Genomic DNA, 15219 nt, shown 5'->3' with positions numbered 1-15219 from the left:
ACTGCGCACCTTACTGAGGGTTGACAGTGGTAGCAAACAACACAGACTATCTGTAGGGTGCGCACTGCGCACCTTACTGAGGGTTGACAGTGGTAGCAAACAACACAGACTATCTGTAGGGTGCGCACTGCGCACCTTACACCACAGAAGCGCGTAAAAAATCTTGAGTTATTAGCCATCAGTCAACAATCATTAATTATAGTCGAAAATGACAATTGTTAGCTATCAACTATCAACTATCAACTATCAACTATCAACTATCAACTCTCTATCTTAAATATCTATTTTAACTTCAACCTGCAAGTTTGTTAGGGTTGCAACTTTCTTGCTCGATTCTGGGTTGAGGCGAATTCTTACTTCGATAACTCTCGCATCGGTGTCGGCTGCGGGGTCTGTATTGAGGACATCTTTTTTGCCGATTTGTTTGCCGATGCGAGCGACTGTTCCTTCCACAGTGCCTGTAAAAACCGGGCTGGTGACTGTGGCGCGCTGGCCGTTTCGCACTTTGGCGATGTCGGTTTCGTAAACTTCTGCTACGGCGTACATTTGGTCGGTACCGCCTAGTTCTACGATGCCATCTTGAGTGTTGACACCTTCTCCTTGTCGGCTTTGAACTTTGAGGATATAGCCCGATACGGGTGCTTTGACGTAACTTAAGTTTAAGTCTACTTGAGCTTTTTGTTTGGCGGCGATCGCACTTTCGACGGCGGCTTGGGCGGCTTGCACGTCTTCGGGACGGACTTCGGCAATTTGGTCTAGATTTGCTTGGGCTTGATTGATTTGTTCTTGGCCAGTTTCTGCTTTTTGTTTGAGTATTGCTTCGGCTTGATTAATTTGTTCTCTACCGGTTTCTATCTTTTGATTTAAGGTGGCTCTGGCTTGGTTAATTTCCTGCCTACCTGTTTCTAACTTGCGTCTGAGATTGGCGCGAGAGAGATTAATTTCCTGGTTGCCTGTTTCTACGGTTTGTTTGATTGTGGCTTTAGTTTCGACTATTTGCTCTTGCAGTGTTTGCACTGTTTTTTCTAATACAGCTTGAGCTTCTTTGACTCTCTGGCGAGCCGTCTCTGCTGCTAAACGTTTGGTGTCGTAGGCAGAAGCAGAAATTGCGCCTGTTTCGGAGAGTTCTTTATTCCGTTGTTCCTCGGCTTCGGCGTTGGTTAATTCGGCTTTTAGCCGATCGACTGTAGCATTTTGAGAGGCAATTTCGCCGCGCAATTGAGCTTCTAACCTAGCCAATTTGGACTGCTGCACCTCTGTTTCTCTTTGGAGTTGTGCCTCAAATTTGGCAAGATTAGCTTGTTCGGCTTCGGTTTCTCTTTGGAGTTGTGCCTCGAATTTGGCGACGTTAGCTTGTTCGGCTTCGGTTTCTCTTCGCAGTTGAGCTTCTAAGCGGGCGACATTGGCTGCTTCGGCTTCGGTTTCCCTTTGCACTTGTGCTTCAAACTTGGCAACTTCTGCTTTTTGAGCGCCGACAACCCCTGTTTTTGCGCCTGCTTGAATTTTCGCTAATTCTGCTTGTTTGACTTTGACTTCTTTGTCGGCTTGTTGGAGGATTGCTTGGAGCCGATCGCGCGTATCGAGAACTGCTATGATTTGTCCTTGACTGACTCGATCGCCCTCTTCCACATGCAACTGTTCAATTCTTGCTCCCTCCGACGCCGAAGGGGCGGACAATTTGATAACTTCCCCCTGCGGAGTCAACCTACCCAAAGCGGTAACACTGTTGCGGGTGGCGACGGAAGTTGCAGCAGCCGTTGCAGCCGCCGCCTTTAACTCTTCGGCTTTTCTAAGTTGAGATACTTGCCAAAAACCGACTCCTGTGGTAATGAGAGTTGCCGCGATCGCTAAACCGATGACTCCTCGTCCTGGGGGTTTTAAAAATGATTTATCCTTGACCCGTGATTCCTTTCCCATTACTTATAAAGTAGGTGATTTCCTAATTAAGTTTGGCCCACCTACTATTAAGTATTGTAAACCAATTTCAGCTATTTAGGGATATCAAAAAGCACGTCTGTCATGTAATGTTCGGCCCAATCTTGACCGAAAGCTTTTTCGAGTACGCGACGGGTTTTGTCGTTTTGCTGTTGCTGGGTGCAGTAGTAAATTTGAGCGTCGAGAATTTTCGATTCTTCGGCGGCAGAGACTGGTTCGGAGGCGACTGCCTGTTGGCAGTGAATTTCGACGTAGGATTCAACTATGTCCAGAAATCTGTTTTCTTCTTCCATCGACTCTGGCCGCACAAACAGACAAAATTCTGAGAAAATATCCCCCCATTCGGGAATTTGGCGGGGACAAGAAAATTGGTTGACCGGCAAAATTTTTAGTTGGGTTCGGTAGGTTTCCGACAAAGTTCGATCTCGATTGAGGGGAGAAAGATCTGCGATCGCGGCGCTAACTTGGCCTTTGCCTGCTACTATATCCGTACCGAACATCGGCAAAGCATAATTCGGTCTGGGAAACATCACGCAGTGCAGTATGTCAAGTACCGGCCCGACTTTAGCGAGTTCGAGGTGTATTTTGCGGAACTGGGGCGTTTGATAGCAGCGGTTTTCAATAATCAGTTTTTCTCCTTCCAAGCGCCCTTCTACGTATCCCAACTCAGCGGGCAGGTGGTAGGGTTCGAGGTCGAGATAGCGGTGCCATACTGCTTCCATCCGGTCTGCTAAATGGCGGATGAGGTAGTGCTGTTGTTCGCGGAGGGAAGGCTGGGATATTTCTAACATTCCTAATTTATCGGGGGATAGCTTAATAAAACTTGATTCTACTGTTGCAGGATGCAGGAAAAAAGGTAGATACTTTAACAATATCAGTAGATTGACTTACGATCGAGCAAGTTTTACAGGAGATGAGTGTATGTTTGGTCTGGGATTGCCGGAAATGGGCATTATTGCGGTGGTGGCTATACTAATTTTCGGCCCCAAGAAGATTCCTGAGTTAGGAAATGCTTTGGGCAAAACGCTGCGGAGTTTTAAGGAAGGGGTTGGTCAATCTGAGGATGAAGCTGTTGAGAAGGATAAAGAGGAAGAGGGTCAGCCGAAAGTGTAAATTAGGTTTGTAGTGAGGATTTTAGTCCTACTTTTTAATGGTTAAAGCCCTCACTACGAACCTATTCGGGAAATTTGCCTTCTCTAACTTCAAGGGAATAATCTTTCACAGCTTGGGTAATTGTTTCTCGCAAATTGGCGTAAGCTTTCGCAAAAGGCGGCTGTTTTTCGGAAAGTCCCAACAAATCGGAAGTAACTAAAACTTGACCGTCGCAGTGCGGCCCGGCGCCGATACCAATGGTGGGAATAGTTAATTTTTGGGTAATTTGAGCAGCTAAGTCGGCGGGAATGTGTTCTAAGACGATCGCAAAGGCACCGGCTTCTTGAAGGGCGATCGACTCTGCTATGATGCGATCGGCTGCTTGGGCCGTTTTTCCTTGTTTTTTGTAGCCGAGTTGGTGTACCGACTGCGGAGTTAAACCAACGTGCCCCATCACCGGAATTCCGGCGGATGTTAGCTGCGAAACTGTGGCAGCCATTGCTGGATATCCACCTTCCAATTTTACAGCTTGAGCGCCAGTTTCTTTCAGAACTCTCCCGGCCGAGTGCAGCGCTTGCTGGGCACTTTCTTGGTAAGTCAAAAACGGCAAATCTACAACAATTAATGCTTGTTTAACACCACGGCGCACTGCTTTAGCGTGGTGCAGCATTTCATCAAGGGTTATGGGTAGGGTTGTTTCGTAGCCTAAGACTGGCATTGCGAGGGAATCGCCGACTAGGATGATGTCTGTGCCTGCTTGGTCGAGTAGTTGGGCGATCGCATAATCATAACCTGTCAGTGCGACAATTGGTCGCTGTTGTTGTTTCCACTGGATTAATTGATGAGTAGTGACTGACATTTTAGTGCAAAAATATAATATTATCTCCCGCTATTAGTTATGATATCAAATCCGGGCGATCGTAGATTATATTATTTATCATTCTGCCCTAGGAATCGCTGTCGCGAGTCAAACTTTCGTTCCCGCAGAGGGGTACGAAGAGTAAGAGGAGAAAATTAGATAAACTTTATACGCGAATATAACTTTGCATTCCCTCGGCTGCCAAAAGAATTAACCCTAATTTTTCAATGCCCCTTCTCAACCCAAATCTGCCTGGATAATGAAGCCGAGTCAAGGTTATTCACCTGCGCGATGTTCTACACAATTATACCTGCCTTCTCGTCCAGCTAAGGCAAAACCAACATTTTTGAACCTAAGAAATTTTCTGGTTACTCTTGCTGTATTTCCTTTGATTTCACCAACTAGGGTTAAACTTAACTGAGCGCTCGGACAATTTAGCGTACATCCTCTATGTTTTAACAAAATTTGTAACTGAGATAAGTGGTGTTATTTATTGTTTAATTTTGCTTGACAATTGTTGCAAATTAATAGCAAAAATGCTCTCTAATGATTAAATTACGAAGCTTCTGCCATTCTTGTTTAGAAACATCTGCACGAGTTTTGTCACCCGATGGATCGCGGATATCCCAAATTGTATCTGCAATCCGATCGAGCGATCGCCCATGAGAACGATAATCGAAGTCCCAGAAAGCATCACCGACGCAATCTCCTTGCGTAGCAATCATTTCTCGATCGACTGTACTACGAATAGCATTCCATTCGCGGATGTAGGCAGAAGAATCGTCAGAGCGCAATTTGCGACCTCCTAATTGAGGATTCACTCTATAAAAAAACCAATCCGTAAACCTATCCACAGCTTGAGTGCGTGATTCATAATCGCGCGCTGTAGCACTGTCTAGATTGGAACCACCGAGTACAAGGGCTATACCTAACGCACACACCCCTAAAAAATTAGATATTGACTTAATTGAAAGTGATTTAATTAGCACAATTTAACCCAATAAAAATTATAAATTTCCCCGATATAGCTGATGATAAATTTTTTATTGCCATCCATCTTTAGAACAAGAAATTCCTCCTGTTTTAGGTACGAGAGTAGATAAACACCAATAATTTTTTCCATCAAAAACAACGCCTTTTTTGATATATTGTAACTCAGATAGAGGTTGCCACGGTCGCTCGATATTAGACTCGTCATAATATCGATATTGTTTTTCCTTTACCTCTAAACCCTGATCCGTACCTCCCAACCAATAACGACCTTCTTGAATTATGTTTGCTGACGATTTTTGTGGATTGCTATCTGTTTTTTGCTCAATCCACCAATTCCTCACAAAACGTTTTGTATTTTCAGAACCTCTTGTCGTAGCGACTATAACTAGCAGTTCTCCTTGTTGATTGATAAACTCAAAACGACAAGGCCCCTCTCCTGTACCAGAACAATCCTTAATCTCTTTATACCCCAAATCAAATAGCTCTTTAACAGAACTATCTCTGAGGTTAGGTTGACCCTGTAAGCTTGGCTGCCACTGTTGTTGAATCAGGATTTGACGCGCCTCTTTGTATGGCATACCTTGTTGAAGAGGTATTTTTATTGAAGCATTTACAGAATTTTCAAGGCTGACTTGAACTTTGTCACTTAAAGCAACGATTATTGAATTTTTTTCAGGATTATTGAGGAGTTTATTTTGACGGGCTGTATCGATTTTTGCACTATTTATGCTGGGAACTTCTTGCTGTGGTGCAGCACCGGCAAAACTTGTATATCCAATGGCGATTAGTCCCATCAATGGTGCAATAATTATGGTTGTAATAAGAGTGCGATCGCATATCCAACTTTTCATACTCATTGGTTGAAAACCTTTCTTTTTACAGAGTTGTGTAGAGATGACCTCTAGGAGTTATATTCGCTCGATGCTGCGGTGTAAGGCGATCGAGTCTCACAGTCCACAATTGGAAATATACATTTCGCGTCGAATTGCTGACCATTCACTAATACCGATCCGATCGCTTTTGGGAATTTGCTGCCCGGTGCGTTGAGGATGGCGGCTGTAAAAAATTGTATCTGCAAGTAAATCGTAGGTTTGCTCGTAGGTTTCGCCGTTAATTGTCGTGAATTCCCATCCTGTATCTCCTGGGGCGGGCCTAAAGCAGACTTCTTGTACCGACTTGACTCGCGGATCGATCGCTTCGCGCAATCTCCGCCATTGATTGCTATATTCGCGATCGCCCGCTTGGAGTTTGCGATTGTTTAACTGAGGATTAACCCTGTAGAATAAGAAATCGGTCAATCGATCGACGGCTTGTTCTCGCGATTCGGCTTTGGCTAGATTGGGGCTGCTGAACACAAGGGCGATCGCCAGAGCACCAACCATTGAAAATCGTGAGACAAATTTAATTGATAACGACTCGATTAGCATAGTGATTTGGTGTTAATTTCTACCGCCAGCCCAACCACCTGAGCACGGGCACAACTAAATAATGACTTACTCCCAAACAAAGCCCGATCGCACTTCCCAACAAACCAAAAAACACAATAGATCCCCAAACTTGCAGCCAGCCGAAGGTAACGTTAGACAGTGACAAAATCCCAAAGAAACTCCCCGGAAAAATGTTCCAAGCATTCAGCAACAGAAACATTCCCGTAGAGAAAACAGCCACAACCAAAGCATGAACTAATTGATGGCTCCGCAAACCCATTCCCACAGTCAAAGAGGCGATCGCAAAAGCTCCCAAAATAACCCCCTGCACACCGCTAGAAGCTGTTGCTTCCATCCAACACAAACCCGCCAACAAATAGCCCTGAGCTCCCATCAATCCAGACAGCCAATACTGTTTTTGCTGGCGAAAACTCCCCGCATCCGTCAAACCGATCGCAGTTCCGAAGCCCGCCAACCCAAACAGCAGCACTTCGGGCCCGACAGCGAAAGTCATGTTAGGCATTAATTGCTGCAAACCTTCATTCAGAAAACTGGCAATTTCCGGGCCAATAGGCGAAGCATAACCCAAAACCAAACCGCCGATCGCCCCCGCACTTCCACCAACGGCACCGAGCACCATTTCCCAGCCGGTATCCAAAGAAGCTACCACGATTTGGGCGATCGCCCCGAACAGCACAACCGTCAAATTTGCCGTTTTTTGCGCCCCCGCCACCACTATTTGCCGGCAGAATTCTAAAATAGCTTGACCCATTGGGGCTATGGCGATTTTACCCTTACTCCTAGCATAAATCTCCTGCAAACGCGCCCGAACATCGCCAGCAGTCGCCGGACGTTCCCGCACATTCGATCGCACCATATCGTCCAACAAATTCGCCAAAGGCGGACTCACAGATACAATGTGGCGCCACCGCAACTCTCCCGTCATCGGATCTTCAATTTCCGCCGGATACTTCCCCGTCAGCAAGTGAATGCAAGTCCGCCCCAGGGCATAAAAATCCGTTGCCGGCACCACACCGCCGCCCGCAATTTGTTCCGGCGGACTGTACCCGGGCGAAATCAACCGCGTCGAACTCCGAGAATCTTTCCCCGCGGATTCGACACCGCCCATCTGTTTAACTCCCCCAAAGTCGATCGTCACCAATTGCAGTCCGCCCAAACCCTTGCTTAGCAAAACTTGGGGCGATTCCGGGTTTCGCAACATCAAATTTGAGGGTTTAATGTCGCGGTGAATAATCTGACACCTGTGCAACTCCTCTAAAATTTCCACAGCTTGACTCAGCCAACTAAACACCCATTCCTGCGGACATCCTTGAGGGTGCTCGTCGAGAACCTCTTCTAAAGTTTTGCCGTGAATCTTTTCCATTACCAAACAAGGCAGCCGCTTCGCCGCAGGATTTCCCTCGCCGCCTGCAAAATTTTGCGTTTGGACGTGAAAATAACCGTCAGGCTCGACTCTAGGGACACCAGGGTGCCGCAAAAGTGCCAAAACCCAAGCTTCTTGCTCGAACAGTTTCAGCGCTTTGGCGGAAGTTTCGAGCAACACTTTCAGGACGCGCTCGGTTTCAGTTTCGGTGTCCCAAACTGTGAAAATCGCTGCAAAACCCCCGGAACCGAGGCTTTCTAGAGGCAGGTAGCGATTTTTTAGCCGCAGGGGAGCCCCGCAACTATGACAAAAATTGTTGCCCCAAGTCTGAGGGTAGGGCCTTGGGCAATCTGGATTGATGCAGTGAACGGCTTTTGAAGGGGGGTGAGGCACAACCAGAGTAAAAAGGGGGCTAAATATCCATAGTAGACTTACGCGCAGCTAACGCAGAAACCCGGTTTTGGGCGAGGTTAAATGGCTGTAACGACGGATTTGGTTTGAGAAACGAGCTTGCTCTTGCTGCACAAGTCCTGTCCATATTATGTGGTATGCTGTCGATTTTTGAGTTGACGGTCTGGGAGTCAGTCGATTTTAGATTTTAGATTTTGGATTTTGGATTGAAGAATTGCGGGATTAGTTGGCGATCGCACTTGCTTTCCGGTGAAACCCGGTTTCTTCGTTGATTTCTAGTTACTCAACCTAAATTTTTCCTATAAACCGGGTTTCTCGCCCCCCTACGGGATTTGTGATTTGGGATTTTTGATTTGAGATTGCTACAATCCTTAATTGCAGATGAGATCGATCTATCGATCTCAACTGCAATCCACAACTTTAGGTATTTCTAACTACTTCCCCCTGGCCCATTACCCCTTACCAATTCTGATTTTTAAGTATTAAATTCTTTACATAAACCGTATTGATCCGCTGTTCGGCTCGCTGCACAATATCTTTCGCTCGCTCGAAATTCCTCCCCACTCTGCGATCCCCAGCCTTTCCTCCTGCATCCTTCGCCGCTGAGTTTTCATAAGATATGTTACAAATATTTGCCTAATGTAAAGCAAAATAAATAATACTTATGATGATTAAAAGAATATTAAAATTTGAGAGTGCCACTTTATTGATATATTTTTAACAGCCTGCGATCGGGCAAAAAAATTAAGCGAATACTAGGAAGCGAGATATGGCTTACGCGCAAACCCAAACTCAATCAAAGGCTGGGTATAAAGCCGGAGTTCAAGACTATAAACTAACGTATTACACGCCGGACTACACGCCGAAAGATACAGATATTTTGGCTGCCTTCCGCGTCACACCGCAGCCGGGAGTTCCCCCAGAAGAAGCAGGCGCTGCTGTGGCTGCTGAATCTTCTACAGGTACATGGACGACTGTTTGGACTGACCTCCTGACCGACCTCGACCGCTACAAAGGTCGCTGCTACGACATCGAGCCAGTTCCCGGTGAAGACAACCAATACATCTGCTTCATTGCCTATCCTTTGGATTTGTTTGAAGAAGGTTCCGTCACCAACTTGCTGACCTCTTTGGTCGGTAACGTGTTCGGTTTCAAAGCTCTGCGCGCTCTGCGGTTGGAAGACTTGCGGATTCCCATTGCTTACCTGAAAACCTTCCAAGGCCCTCCTCACGGTATTACCGTTGAGCGGGACAAATTGAACAAGTACGGCCGTCCTTTGCTGGGTTGTACAATTAAGCCCAAATTGGGTCTGTCTGCTAAGAACTACGGCCGTGCCGTTTACGAAGTTCTGCGCGGCGGTTTGGACTTCACCAAAGACGACGAAAACATCAACTCGCAACCGTTCATGCGTTGGCGCGATCGTTTCTTGTTCGTTCAAGAAGCTATTGAAAAAGCCCAAGCAGAAACTGGCGAAGTCAAGGGTCACTACCTCAACGTAACTGCCCCTACCTGCGAAGAAATGATGGAGCGGGCTGAGTTCGCTAAGGAAATCAAAACCCCCATCATCATGCACGACTACCTGACCGGTGGTTTCACTGCAAACACCACCTTGGCTAAATGGTGCCGCCGCAACGGTATTTTGCTGCACATTCACCGCGCTATGCACGCCGTGATTGACCGTCAAAAGAACCACGGTATCCACTTCCGCGTGCTTGCCAAGTGCTTGCGGATGTCCGGCGGTGACCACCTGCACTCCGGTACAGTTGTGGGCAAACTCGAAGGCGAAAAAGGCATCACGATGGGCTTCGTAGACTTGATGCGCGAAGACCACATCGAAGAAGACCGCAGCCGCGGTATTTACTTCACCCAAGATTGGGCCTCCATGCCCGGTGTCATGCCGGTTGCTTCTGGCGGTATCCACATCTGGCACATGCCGGCTTTGGTGGAAATCTTCGGCGACGACTCCTGCTTACAGTTCGGCGGCGGCACCTTGGGCCACCCTTGGGGTAACGCACCTGGTGCAACTGCTAACCGCGTTGCTTTGGAAGCTTGCGTCCAAGCTCGTAACGAAGGCCGCAACTTGATGCGCGAAGGCGGCGACGTAATCCGCGAAGCTTGCAAATGGTCTCCTGAACTGGCTGTTGCTTGCGAACTCTGGAAAGAAATCAAGTTTGAGTTCGAGGCAATGGATACCCTTTAAGGATTTTTGGTTGGAGATTTTAGGTTTTAGGTCGCAAACTTGCTGGGAAGTCTTTATCTTTGAAGAAGATTTACAAGTAAGTTTGCATCCAAAATCTAAAATCCAAAATCTAAAATTTGAGGGGGCTGGGGTCAAAATGGATCTCAAACAAGTTGCGAAAGACACCGCTAAGGTGCTGGCAAGTTACCTAACCTATCAATCCGTGCGGATGGTGGTCGCTCAGTTGAGCGAAACCAATCCTCCTCTGGCAATCTGGTTGAATGACTTTTCCACTAAGGGGAAAATCCAAGATGGAGAAGCTTATATTCAAGAGTTGCTTTTGGAAAATCAAGATTTAGGATTTCGGATCATGACTGTGCGAGAGTATCTGGCTCACGATGTGACGGAATTTTTGCCAGAAATGGTTTGTACTGGCATTCAACAGGCGAATATGGAACACAGACGCCAGCATTTAGAGCGAACTACGCAACTTAATTGGTCTGTTTCTAGCAGTAATCCTGAAACATCAATAGATTCAGAACCGAATCTGGATAATTTGTCGAGTTAATCGATCGACAAGTGCGATCGAACACACACCTTAGAGATACAAAAAATGAAGACTTTACCTAAAGAGCGTCGTTACGAAACTCTGTCCTATTTGCCCCCCCTGACAGACGCGCAAATTGCCAAGCAACTGCAGTACATCTTGGATCAAGGCTACATTCCCGGCGTAGAATTCAACGAAACCTCTGCTGCTGAAATGCGCTACTGGACTTTGTGGAAGTTGCCTTTGTTTGGTGCTCGCAGCGTCCAAGAAATCATGGCTGAAGTTCAAGCTTGCCGCCAAGAAAATCCTAGCTGCTACATCCGCGTCATGGGTTTTGACAACGTGAAGCAGTGCCAAGTGCTCAGCTTCATCGTCCACAAGCCTAACACCAGAGGCTACTAAAAAGTATTGGCTGGCTAATCTAACTTTTAGGTTAACAGTCATTGCAGATTGGAGGCGGGGAATTTTCTCTGCCTCTTTTTTTATAGTTTGCAAATAGCTTTTAACACTTGCAGCAACAAAATTGAAGAGTCGGACTCCATCAGGTTTAGCAAAGGCATTAGTTGATAGGTTGGGTTATTGCCCCCCTGAATATTGACGAACTGATAGTGCATTCCGTTTGTTGTCAAGCCCCAGATTGTGTCCTGATATTTTAAATTTTGATAAGCATAGGTTAGCAATTGGGGTAAACCCATCAATGCGTTGATTCCAGAATTTTTAGATTCAATCACCAAAACCCAAAAATATGTATCGCTTCTGATGGGTTTTATCCTGTTGACTGCTAAGATATCAAATCTTCCTTTAATGATAGTATCTTCATCTTCAATGCTAATTTCGGCAATGTCTTGTTCTAAACTAATTTTAATCGGGCGGCGGTAGAAGCCAGCCAATCGCATTAAGGGAAAGGTAGTCAGAGCTTTTACCAGTCCTTCAGAAACTGGATCGGTTGAAATGTAGTCATCGAAGTCATCCCTAATTTGTATAATTTCCTGCTGTTCGTGTTCTGTGATATCTTCAAGGGATAACAGAGAGGTAAATGAGTTAGTGTACTGTTTTTGAAAGCCGAAGAGACGGTGTACTTCTGCTAATGTTGGGTTTTTGACATTAATAGTTGTCGTCATATTTTAATAGTTATTCAAGTTTTAGTGAGAATTCTAACATAGACCTTGTGGTAGTCCACTTACACCATTCTTAGGAACAGGCAAGATGCCTGTTCCACAACATATCAAGTTTCTTGGGAAGTAGGCCTCTTGCCTGCCCATGAAAGTAGACGCGATTTCAATCGTCGGGTGACACCAAACCTAATCTATCCTTTCTATCACAATCCCATCAACTATTTCATAACCCCAATTAAAATGTCGATTTGCCAACTGCTCGGCCATGTCATATTCGCCCAAGCTGCAGAGTTCAACTAACATTTGATATGCTTCATCTCTTTCTCGCTGCCACCTTTCCCCCCGCAGGTTTTCTCTCTCTTCCTCAGAAGGATTTGGTCGCTCTTCCCCCAGCGGATTGATATCGCTAATTCGTTTCATATCAGCCTCATTAAAAAGGGATAGATTCTACGATTTCGCCGTCAACTATTTCGTAGCCCCAGTCGGGGTTGGCAGCGATTTGTTTTTCAACTATACTTCGGCCCAGAGGAGTTTGGTAAGCTTTTTGCAAAGAGGAAATACTGGGGATTTCGGCGGTGGTTGGCAATTCTATTCCTGCAATTTTTGGCGCTTCTGGAATCGAGTCGGATGTCGATTGATTGAGAGCAAATTGAGGTGCGATCGCCCCTAACTTCCGCATAACGCTATCCTTGGTAATTTGCGGTTTTTCGTTGAAGGAAGAGGGCAGATATGGTGTGTCAACTCCCTGCTGTTTTGCTTTGAGTGCATCATCAGCAAGGCGATCGCACTTTCGCAGAAATCCCTCCCACAAATCTTTGCCCAAAACCGGGTTTCTCAAATCAGCACGGGCTTTAGACACTGCTGCTTCCAGCGGTTCGCCTTTGTGCACGTAATACTGAATTCGCTCTTCTTCAAAAGCAGGATAAGGCACTTCCGGCTCAATTTCCCAATCCCGCTTGACTTTCTGACTTTCTCCTAAAGGGATTCCCTCGATAAATTCATCCCAAAAAGTCGAGGTTAAGCCTTTTGTCATGCTGTCAATAATTTTAAATGCCCATCCAGAAGGATTGCCAAATCCTAAGTTGCGCTCTTGAGCATATGCTTCTAAAGCTCGCTGAAAGTTGTGCAGTTGTTCTTGGGAATTCCAAGGGCCGCTAAATCGGTAATTCGGCGTGACAGCAACGGCTATTTGCTGGCGAGGTTGCCCAAAATATTTGTCGGTTTTAACTACATGATTTGGGGGTGATGTTTCGCGGAAAACTTCTACAGGGTGATTGTTGTTTTCGCGACTTATCGGTGTTATAATATCTGGTGGATTCGGTGTCCAAAAGTTATTGAGTTTTTCCTCAAAAGCGTCAATGTCCGCCCAGAGTTCTAGGGTGTCTGTGTTGGGAGTTGTTAATTTTTCTTTCAGGAGCGATCGCACTTTGAGCAGGCGTCTCGCGAGTTCTTGTTCATCGTGATTTAAACCGGTGGCTTTTTCAATTTCGCTGCTGTTGGTTTTTACCCATTCGCCGGAGTTGGACTTTTGTGATTGCCATTGCAATAATTGGCAAAGAAAAATACTCGCCGTGACTCCGCCGGTAATTGGGGCGAGTTTGGGATAGTAGATGGCGGGGTTTCCGAGATTTCCTAAAAATATTCCTATTTTCATTTTGTATATTTTTAATTCCCTTGAATCTTAGGGTTATTATTGGCGCAGCTTAGCTTGAATTCTAGGGGGCGCATCGGGCCAGTTTACCTCGACTAAACTAGCAGGGAGAAACTTAAGATTTTCTTTAAGCTTCTGTCTATTCCTGACTGAATGGAGTTTCTAGAGTAAAAACGGGGATCGCTTATTCGATCGCCTGATTGACAGGACTGAGTTAAACGTAATAATAAATTATTTACTGTACAGCTTCTGCCAAAATGAATCCAGAACGCCAAGAGGCTTATTTGAACTTAATCGAGCGAGTGCTTACCTGTCCCAACGGCCAAGAGCCAGAGGTTTTGAGTTCGTGTTCCGATTTAATTGATGCGGGATTTGTGCAAATGCTAATCCAGATATCGGCTTCAATGGCGCGCGAAGGTGACGAAGATACTGCTAATTTTTTAGTGCAACTTGCTCGTTTGCTGGGGAAATCTTTAGGTTTGTCGCCGGATTTGAGGCCGGCTGGGTACAGTAGTGCAAAGGGGTAGAGAAAAAGTGCGATCGCCTCGTTGTATCCTGTTTTGAGAAATGAGGGCGATTCCCTACCCTTGGCGATAGCTTTGCTTCAACTAATTTTTAAATGCAGCTATGGCTTTACAGTTTATATTCGAGAGGCTCGCAAAACTCATTCACCCCAGTTTTAAATACATAAATAATCACCGAAGTCACCAAAATATCAGGGCAAATTTTTGCGGCAACTAAATCTCTAAATGCTGCATTCAATTGTCCGTTTGTCAACTCTTCCTTAACCTCTGATTTGCAGATAGCAACGCGGCATCTTTTGGCCAATCCGTCTAACCAATTTTCCGAGATATTCGGTTCTTGTCCGGCTTGAATTGCTAGAGATATCGCTGCATCTTCGATGTTACCTTCGCAATCTTCAATTGCGTCTAGGGCTTTTAGGGCTTCGGGATATTCGGCTAATTGCGAGCGAAATTGGGCAATTTGTTGGGAGGTAATAATCATCATATTATTTTCCTGTGTTCTCTGCTGGCGGGATAAGTTTAGCAATTAAAGTTGATATTATAGCATTTTTTTCTTTGGGTTGGGATTGATTGTTTGAATTTTCTCACGGGTGCAATAGTTCAACGTGGTTGAAACCCCCGTCTCATAGCGGAGTCCGACGAGGGTTGAAACCCCCGTCTCATAGCTGAAGTCCTCTTGCATAGGACTGATGAGAAGGATTTCAATGGTAATTAATCATGTTCAAAATGTTAGATTGTGATGTTGCGAAGTCCGACGAGGGTTGAAACCCCCGTCTCATAGCTGAAGTCCTCTTGCATAGGGCTGATGAGAAGGATTTCAATGGTAATTAACAATGTTCAAAATGTCACCCTTAATTAACATTGTGCACATCTTCAGTCCTCTTTCAGAGGACTTTCGCTATGAGACAGGGGTTTCAACCCCTGGCGGAGTATGGGACTAACGACAAATCCGAATCGCCCTTTCAACCCCTGATGCACTATCTGAATGACGACCCATCCCCACAACTATTGCTACAATAACAAAAACCAACCGCCTCAAAATCTCACCAATTTTGGATCAAATCTGGCGATTCCTCAAACAATTAATTCAGCGGGTTTTTCG

At 45.7% G+C, this 15219-nt stretch carries 16 protein-coding genes; 5 read left to right on the top strand and 11 right to left on the bottom strand.

All coding sequences use genetic code 11. The features are described 5' to 3' along the window. Positions 1-273: 273 nt before the first annotated feature. Both QUB77_RS19490 and QUB77_RS19485 read right to left on the bottom strand, forming a co-directional pair. Positions 274-1917 carry an HlyD family efflux transporter periplasmic adaptor subunit gene (locus QUB77_RS19490; RefSeq protein ID WP_333175901.1) on the bottom strand — a complete coding sequence of 548 codons (1644 nt, stop codon included), beginning with the start codon at positions 1915-1917 and terminating at the stop codon, positions 274-276. 71 nt (positions 1918-1988) lie between these two features. After that, positions 1989-2726: a phycocyanobilin:ferredoxin oxidoreductase gene (locus tag QUB77_RS19485; protein ID WP_333175903.1), complete on the bottom strand. Its 738-nt coding sequence runs from the start codon at positions 2724-2726 to the stop codon at positions 1989-1991. A gap of 130 nt (positions 2727-2856) precedes the next feature. Here QUB77_RS19485 and tatA point away from each other — a divergent pair, with 130 nt between their 5' ends. Then, entirely contained in the window at positions 2857-3048 is a 192-nt protein-coding gene (tatA, locus tag QUB77_RS19480) for a twin-arginine translocase TatA/TatE family subunit (protein WP_006632937.1), read from the top strand. A gap of 61 nt (positions 3049-3109) precedes the next feature. On the opposite strand, the gene panB is transcribed toward tatA, so the two are convergent. From panB to QUB77_RS19455, 5 genes are all read right to left on the bottom strand, one after another. Beyond that, positions 3110-3886, bottom strand: a complete 777-nt coding sequence (gene panB / locus QUB77_RS19475) for a 3-methyl-2-oxobutanoate hydroxymethyltransferase (protein WP_333175905.1) — start codon at positions 3884-3886, stop codon at positions 3110-3112. A gap of 524 nt (positions 3887-4410) precedes the next feature. Beyond that, the gene (locus QUB77_RS19470) at positions 4411-4875 is read right to left on the bottom strand and encodes a hypothetical protein (protein WP_333175907.1); all 465 of its coding nucleotides are present in this window, start codon (positions 4873-4875) and stop codon (positions 4411-4413) included. Positions 4876-4929: 54 nt separating this feature from the next. After that, positions 4930-5730 carry a hypothetical protein gene (locus QUB77_RS19465; protein WP_333175909.1) on the bottom strand — a complete coding sequence of 267 codons (801 nt, stop codon included), beginning with the start codon at positions 5728-5730 and terminating at the stop codon, positions 4930-4932. A 96-nt stretch (positions 5731-5826) separates the two neighbouring features. Continuing rightward, positions 5827-6261: a hypothetical protein gene (locus tag QUB77_RS19460; RefSeq protein WP_333175912.1), complete on the bottom strand. Its 435-nt coding sequence runs from the start codon at positions 6259-6261 to the stop codon at positions 5827-5829. Positions 6262-6325: 64 nt separating this feature from the next. Further along, positions 6326-8083: a serine/threonine-protein kinase gene (locus QUB77_RS19455; protein WP_333175914.1), complete on the bottom strand. Its 1758-nt coding sequence runs from the start codon at positions 8081-8083 to the stop codon at positions 6326-6328. A gap of 787 nt (positions 8084-8870) precedes the next feature. Here QUB77_RS19455 and QUB77_RS19450 point away from each other — a divergent pair. The 3 genes from QUB77_RS19450 to QUB77_RS19440 all read left to right on the top strand — a co-directional run bounded on the left by QUB77_RS19450 (position 8871) and on the right by QUB77_RS19440 (position 11229). After that, the gene (locus QUB77_RS19450) at positions 8871-10301 is read left to right on the top strand and encodes a form I ribulose bisphosphate carboxylase large subunit (RefSeq protein ID WP_333045238.1); all 1431 of its coding nucleotides are present in this window, start codon (positions 8871-8873) and stop codon (positions 10299-10301) included. Positions 10302-10437: 136 nt separating this feature from the next. Next, positions 10438-10848, top strand: coding sequence for a RuBisCO chaperone RbcX (gene rcbX / locus QUB77_RS19445; protein ID WP_333054738.1), 411 nt, complete (start codon positions 10438-10440; stop codon positions 10846-10848). A gap of 45 nt (positions 10849-10893) precedes the next feature. Then, the gene (locus QUB77_RS19440) at positions 10894-11229 is read left to right on the top strand and encodes a ribulose bisphosphate carboxylase small subunit (protein WP_190745620.1); all 336 of its coding nucleotides are present in this window, start codon (positions 10894-10896) and stop codon (positions 11227-11229) included. A gap of 80 nt (positions 11230-11309) precedes the next feature. Here the strand turns inward: QUB77_RS19440 and QUB77_RS19435 are convergent, their stop codons facing one another. From QUB77_RS19435 to QUB77_RS19425, 3 genes are all read right to left on the bottom strand, one after another. Further along, a complete protein-coding gene (locus QUB77_RS19435; RefSeq protein ID WP_333175916.1) occupies positions 11310-11948 on the bottom strand; it encodes a restriction endonuclease subunit R in 639 nt (212 codons plus the stop codon). Between the two features lie 180 nt (positions 11949-12128). Then, on the bottom strand, positions 12129-12362 hold the full coding sequence (locus QUB77_RS19430; protein WP_333175918.1) for a hypothetical protein: 234 nt from the start codon (positions 12360-12362) through the stop codon (positions 12129-12131). 10 nt (positions 12363-12372) lie between these two features. Beyond that, positions 12373-13596, bottom strand: a complete 1224-nt coding sequence (locus QUB77_RS19425) for a hypothetical protein (protein ID WP_333175920.1) — start codon at positions 13594-13596, stop codon at positions 12373-12375. Between the two features lie 254 nt (positions 13597-13850). Between QUB77_RS19425 and QUB77_RS19420 the strand changes: the two genes are divergently transcribed. Then, on the top strand, positions 13851-14120 hold the full coding sequence (locus tag QUB77_RS19420; protein ID WP_190660572.1) for a hypothetical protein: 270 nt from the start codon (positions 13851-13853) through the stop codon (positions 14118-14120). Positions 14121-14226: 106 nt separating this feature from the next. Here the strand turns inward: QUB77_RS19420 and QUB77_RS19415 are convergent, their stop codons facing one another. Next, positions 14227-14601, bottom strand: a complete 375-nt coding sequence (locus QUB77_RS19415) for a hypothetical protein (protein WP_190734978.1) — start codon at positions 14599-14601, stop codon at positions 14227-14229. Positions 14602-15219 lie beyond the last annotated feature (618 nt).

The organism is Microcoleus sp. AT9b-C3 (assembly GCF_036705485.1).
Lineage (GTDB): Bacteria > Cyanobacteriota > Cyanobacteriia > Cyanobacteriales > Microcoleaceae > Microcoleus.
The sequence above is the reverse complement of the archived record's forward strand: the minus strand, read 5'-3'. Positions and strand labels throughout refer to the sequence as shown.

Excerpts from the sequence above, each read along its gene's own strand:
- tatA (WP_006632937.1), top strand. The coding sequence starts at position 2,857 with ATGTTTGGTCTGGGATTGCCGGAAATGGGCATTATTGCGGTGGTGGCT.
- QUB77_RS19465 (WP_333175909.1), bottom strand. The coding sequence starts at position 5,730 with ATGAAAAGTTGGATATGCGATCGCACTCTTATTACAACCATAATTATT.
- QUB77_RS19450 (WP_333045238.1), top strand. The coding sequence starts at position 8,871 with ATGGCTTACGCGCAAACCCAAACTCAATCAAAGGCTGGGTATAAAGCC.
- QUB77_RS19425 (WP_333175920.1), bottom strand. The coding sequence starts at position 13,596 with ATGAAAATAGGAATATTTTTAGGAAATCTCGGAAACCCCGCCATCTAC.
- QUB77_RS19430 (WP_333175918.1), bottom strand. The coding sequence starts at position 12,362 with ATGAAACGAATTAGCGATATCAATCCGCTGGGGGAAGAGCGACCAAAT.
- rcbX (WP_333054738.1), top strand. The coding sequence starts at position 10,438 with ATGGATCTCAAACAAGTTGCGAAAGACACCGCTAAGGTGCTGGCAAGT.
- QUB77_RS19415 (WP_190734978.1), bottom strand. The coding sequence starts at position 14,601 with ATGATGATTATTACCTCCCAACAAATTGCCCAATTTCGCTCGCAATTA.
- QUB77_RS19440 (WP_190745620.1), top strand. The coding sequence starts at position 10,894 with ATGAAGACTTTACCTAAAGAGCGTCGTTACGAAACTCTGTCCTATTTG.
- QUB77_RS19485 (WP_333175903.1), bottom strand. The coding sequence starts at position 2,726 with ATGTTAGAAATATCCCAGCCTTCCCTCCGCGAACAACAGCACTACCTC.
- panB (WP_333175905.1), bottom strand. The coding sequence starts at position 3,886 with ATGTCAGTCACTACTCATCAATTAATCCAGTGGAAACAACAACAGCGA.
- QUB77_RS19460 (WP_333175912.1), bottom strand. The coding sequence starts at position 6,261 with ATGGTTGGTGCTCTGGCGATCGCCCTTGTGTTCAGCAGCCCCAATCTA.
- QUB77_RS19490 (WP_333175901.1), bottom strand. The coding sequence starts at position 1,917 with ATGGGAAAGGAATCACGGGTCAAGGATAAATCATTTTTAAAACCCCCA.
- QUB77_RS19420 (WP_190660572.1), top strand. The coding sequence starts at position 13,851 with ATGAATCCAGAACGCCAAGAGGCTTATTTGAACTTAATCGAGCGAGTG.
- QUB77_RS19435 (WP_333175916.1), bottom strand. The coding sequence starts at position 11,948 with ATGACGACAACTATTAATGTCAAAAACCCAACATTAGCAGAAGTACAC.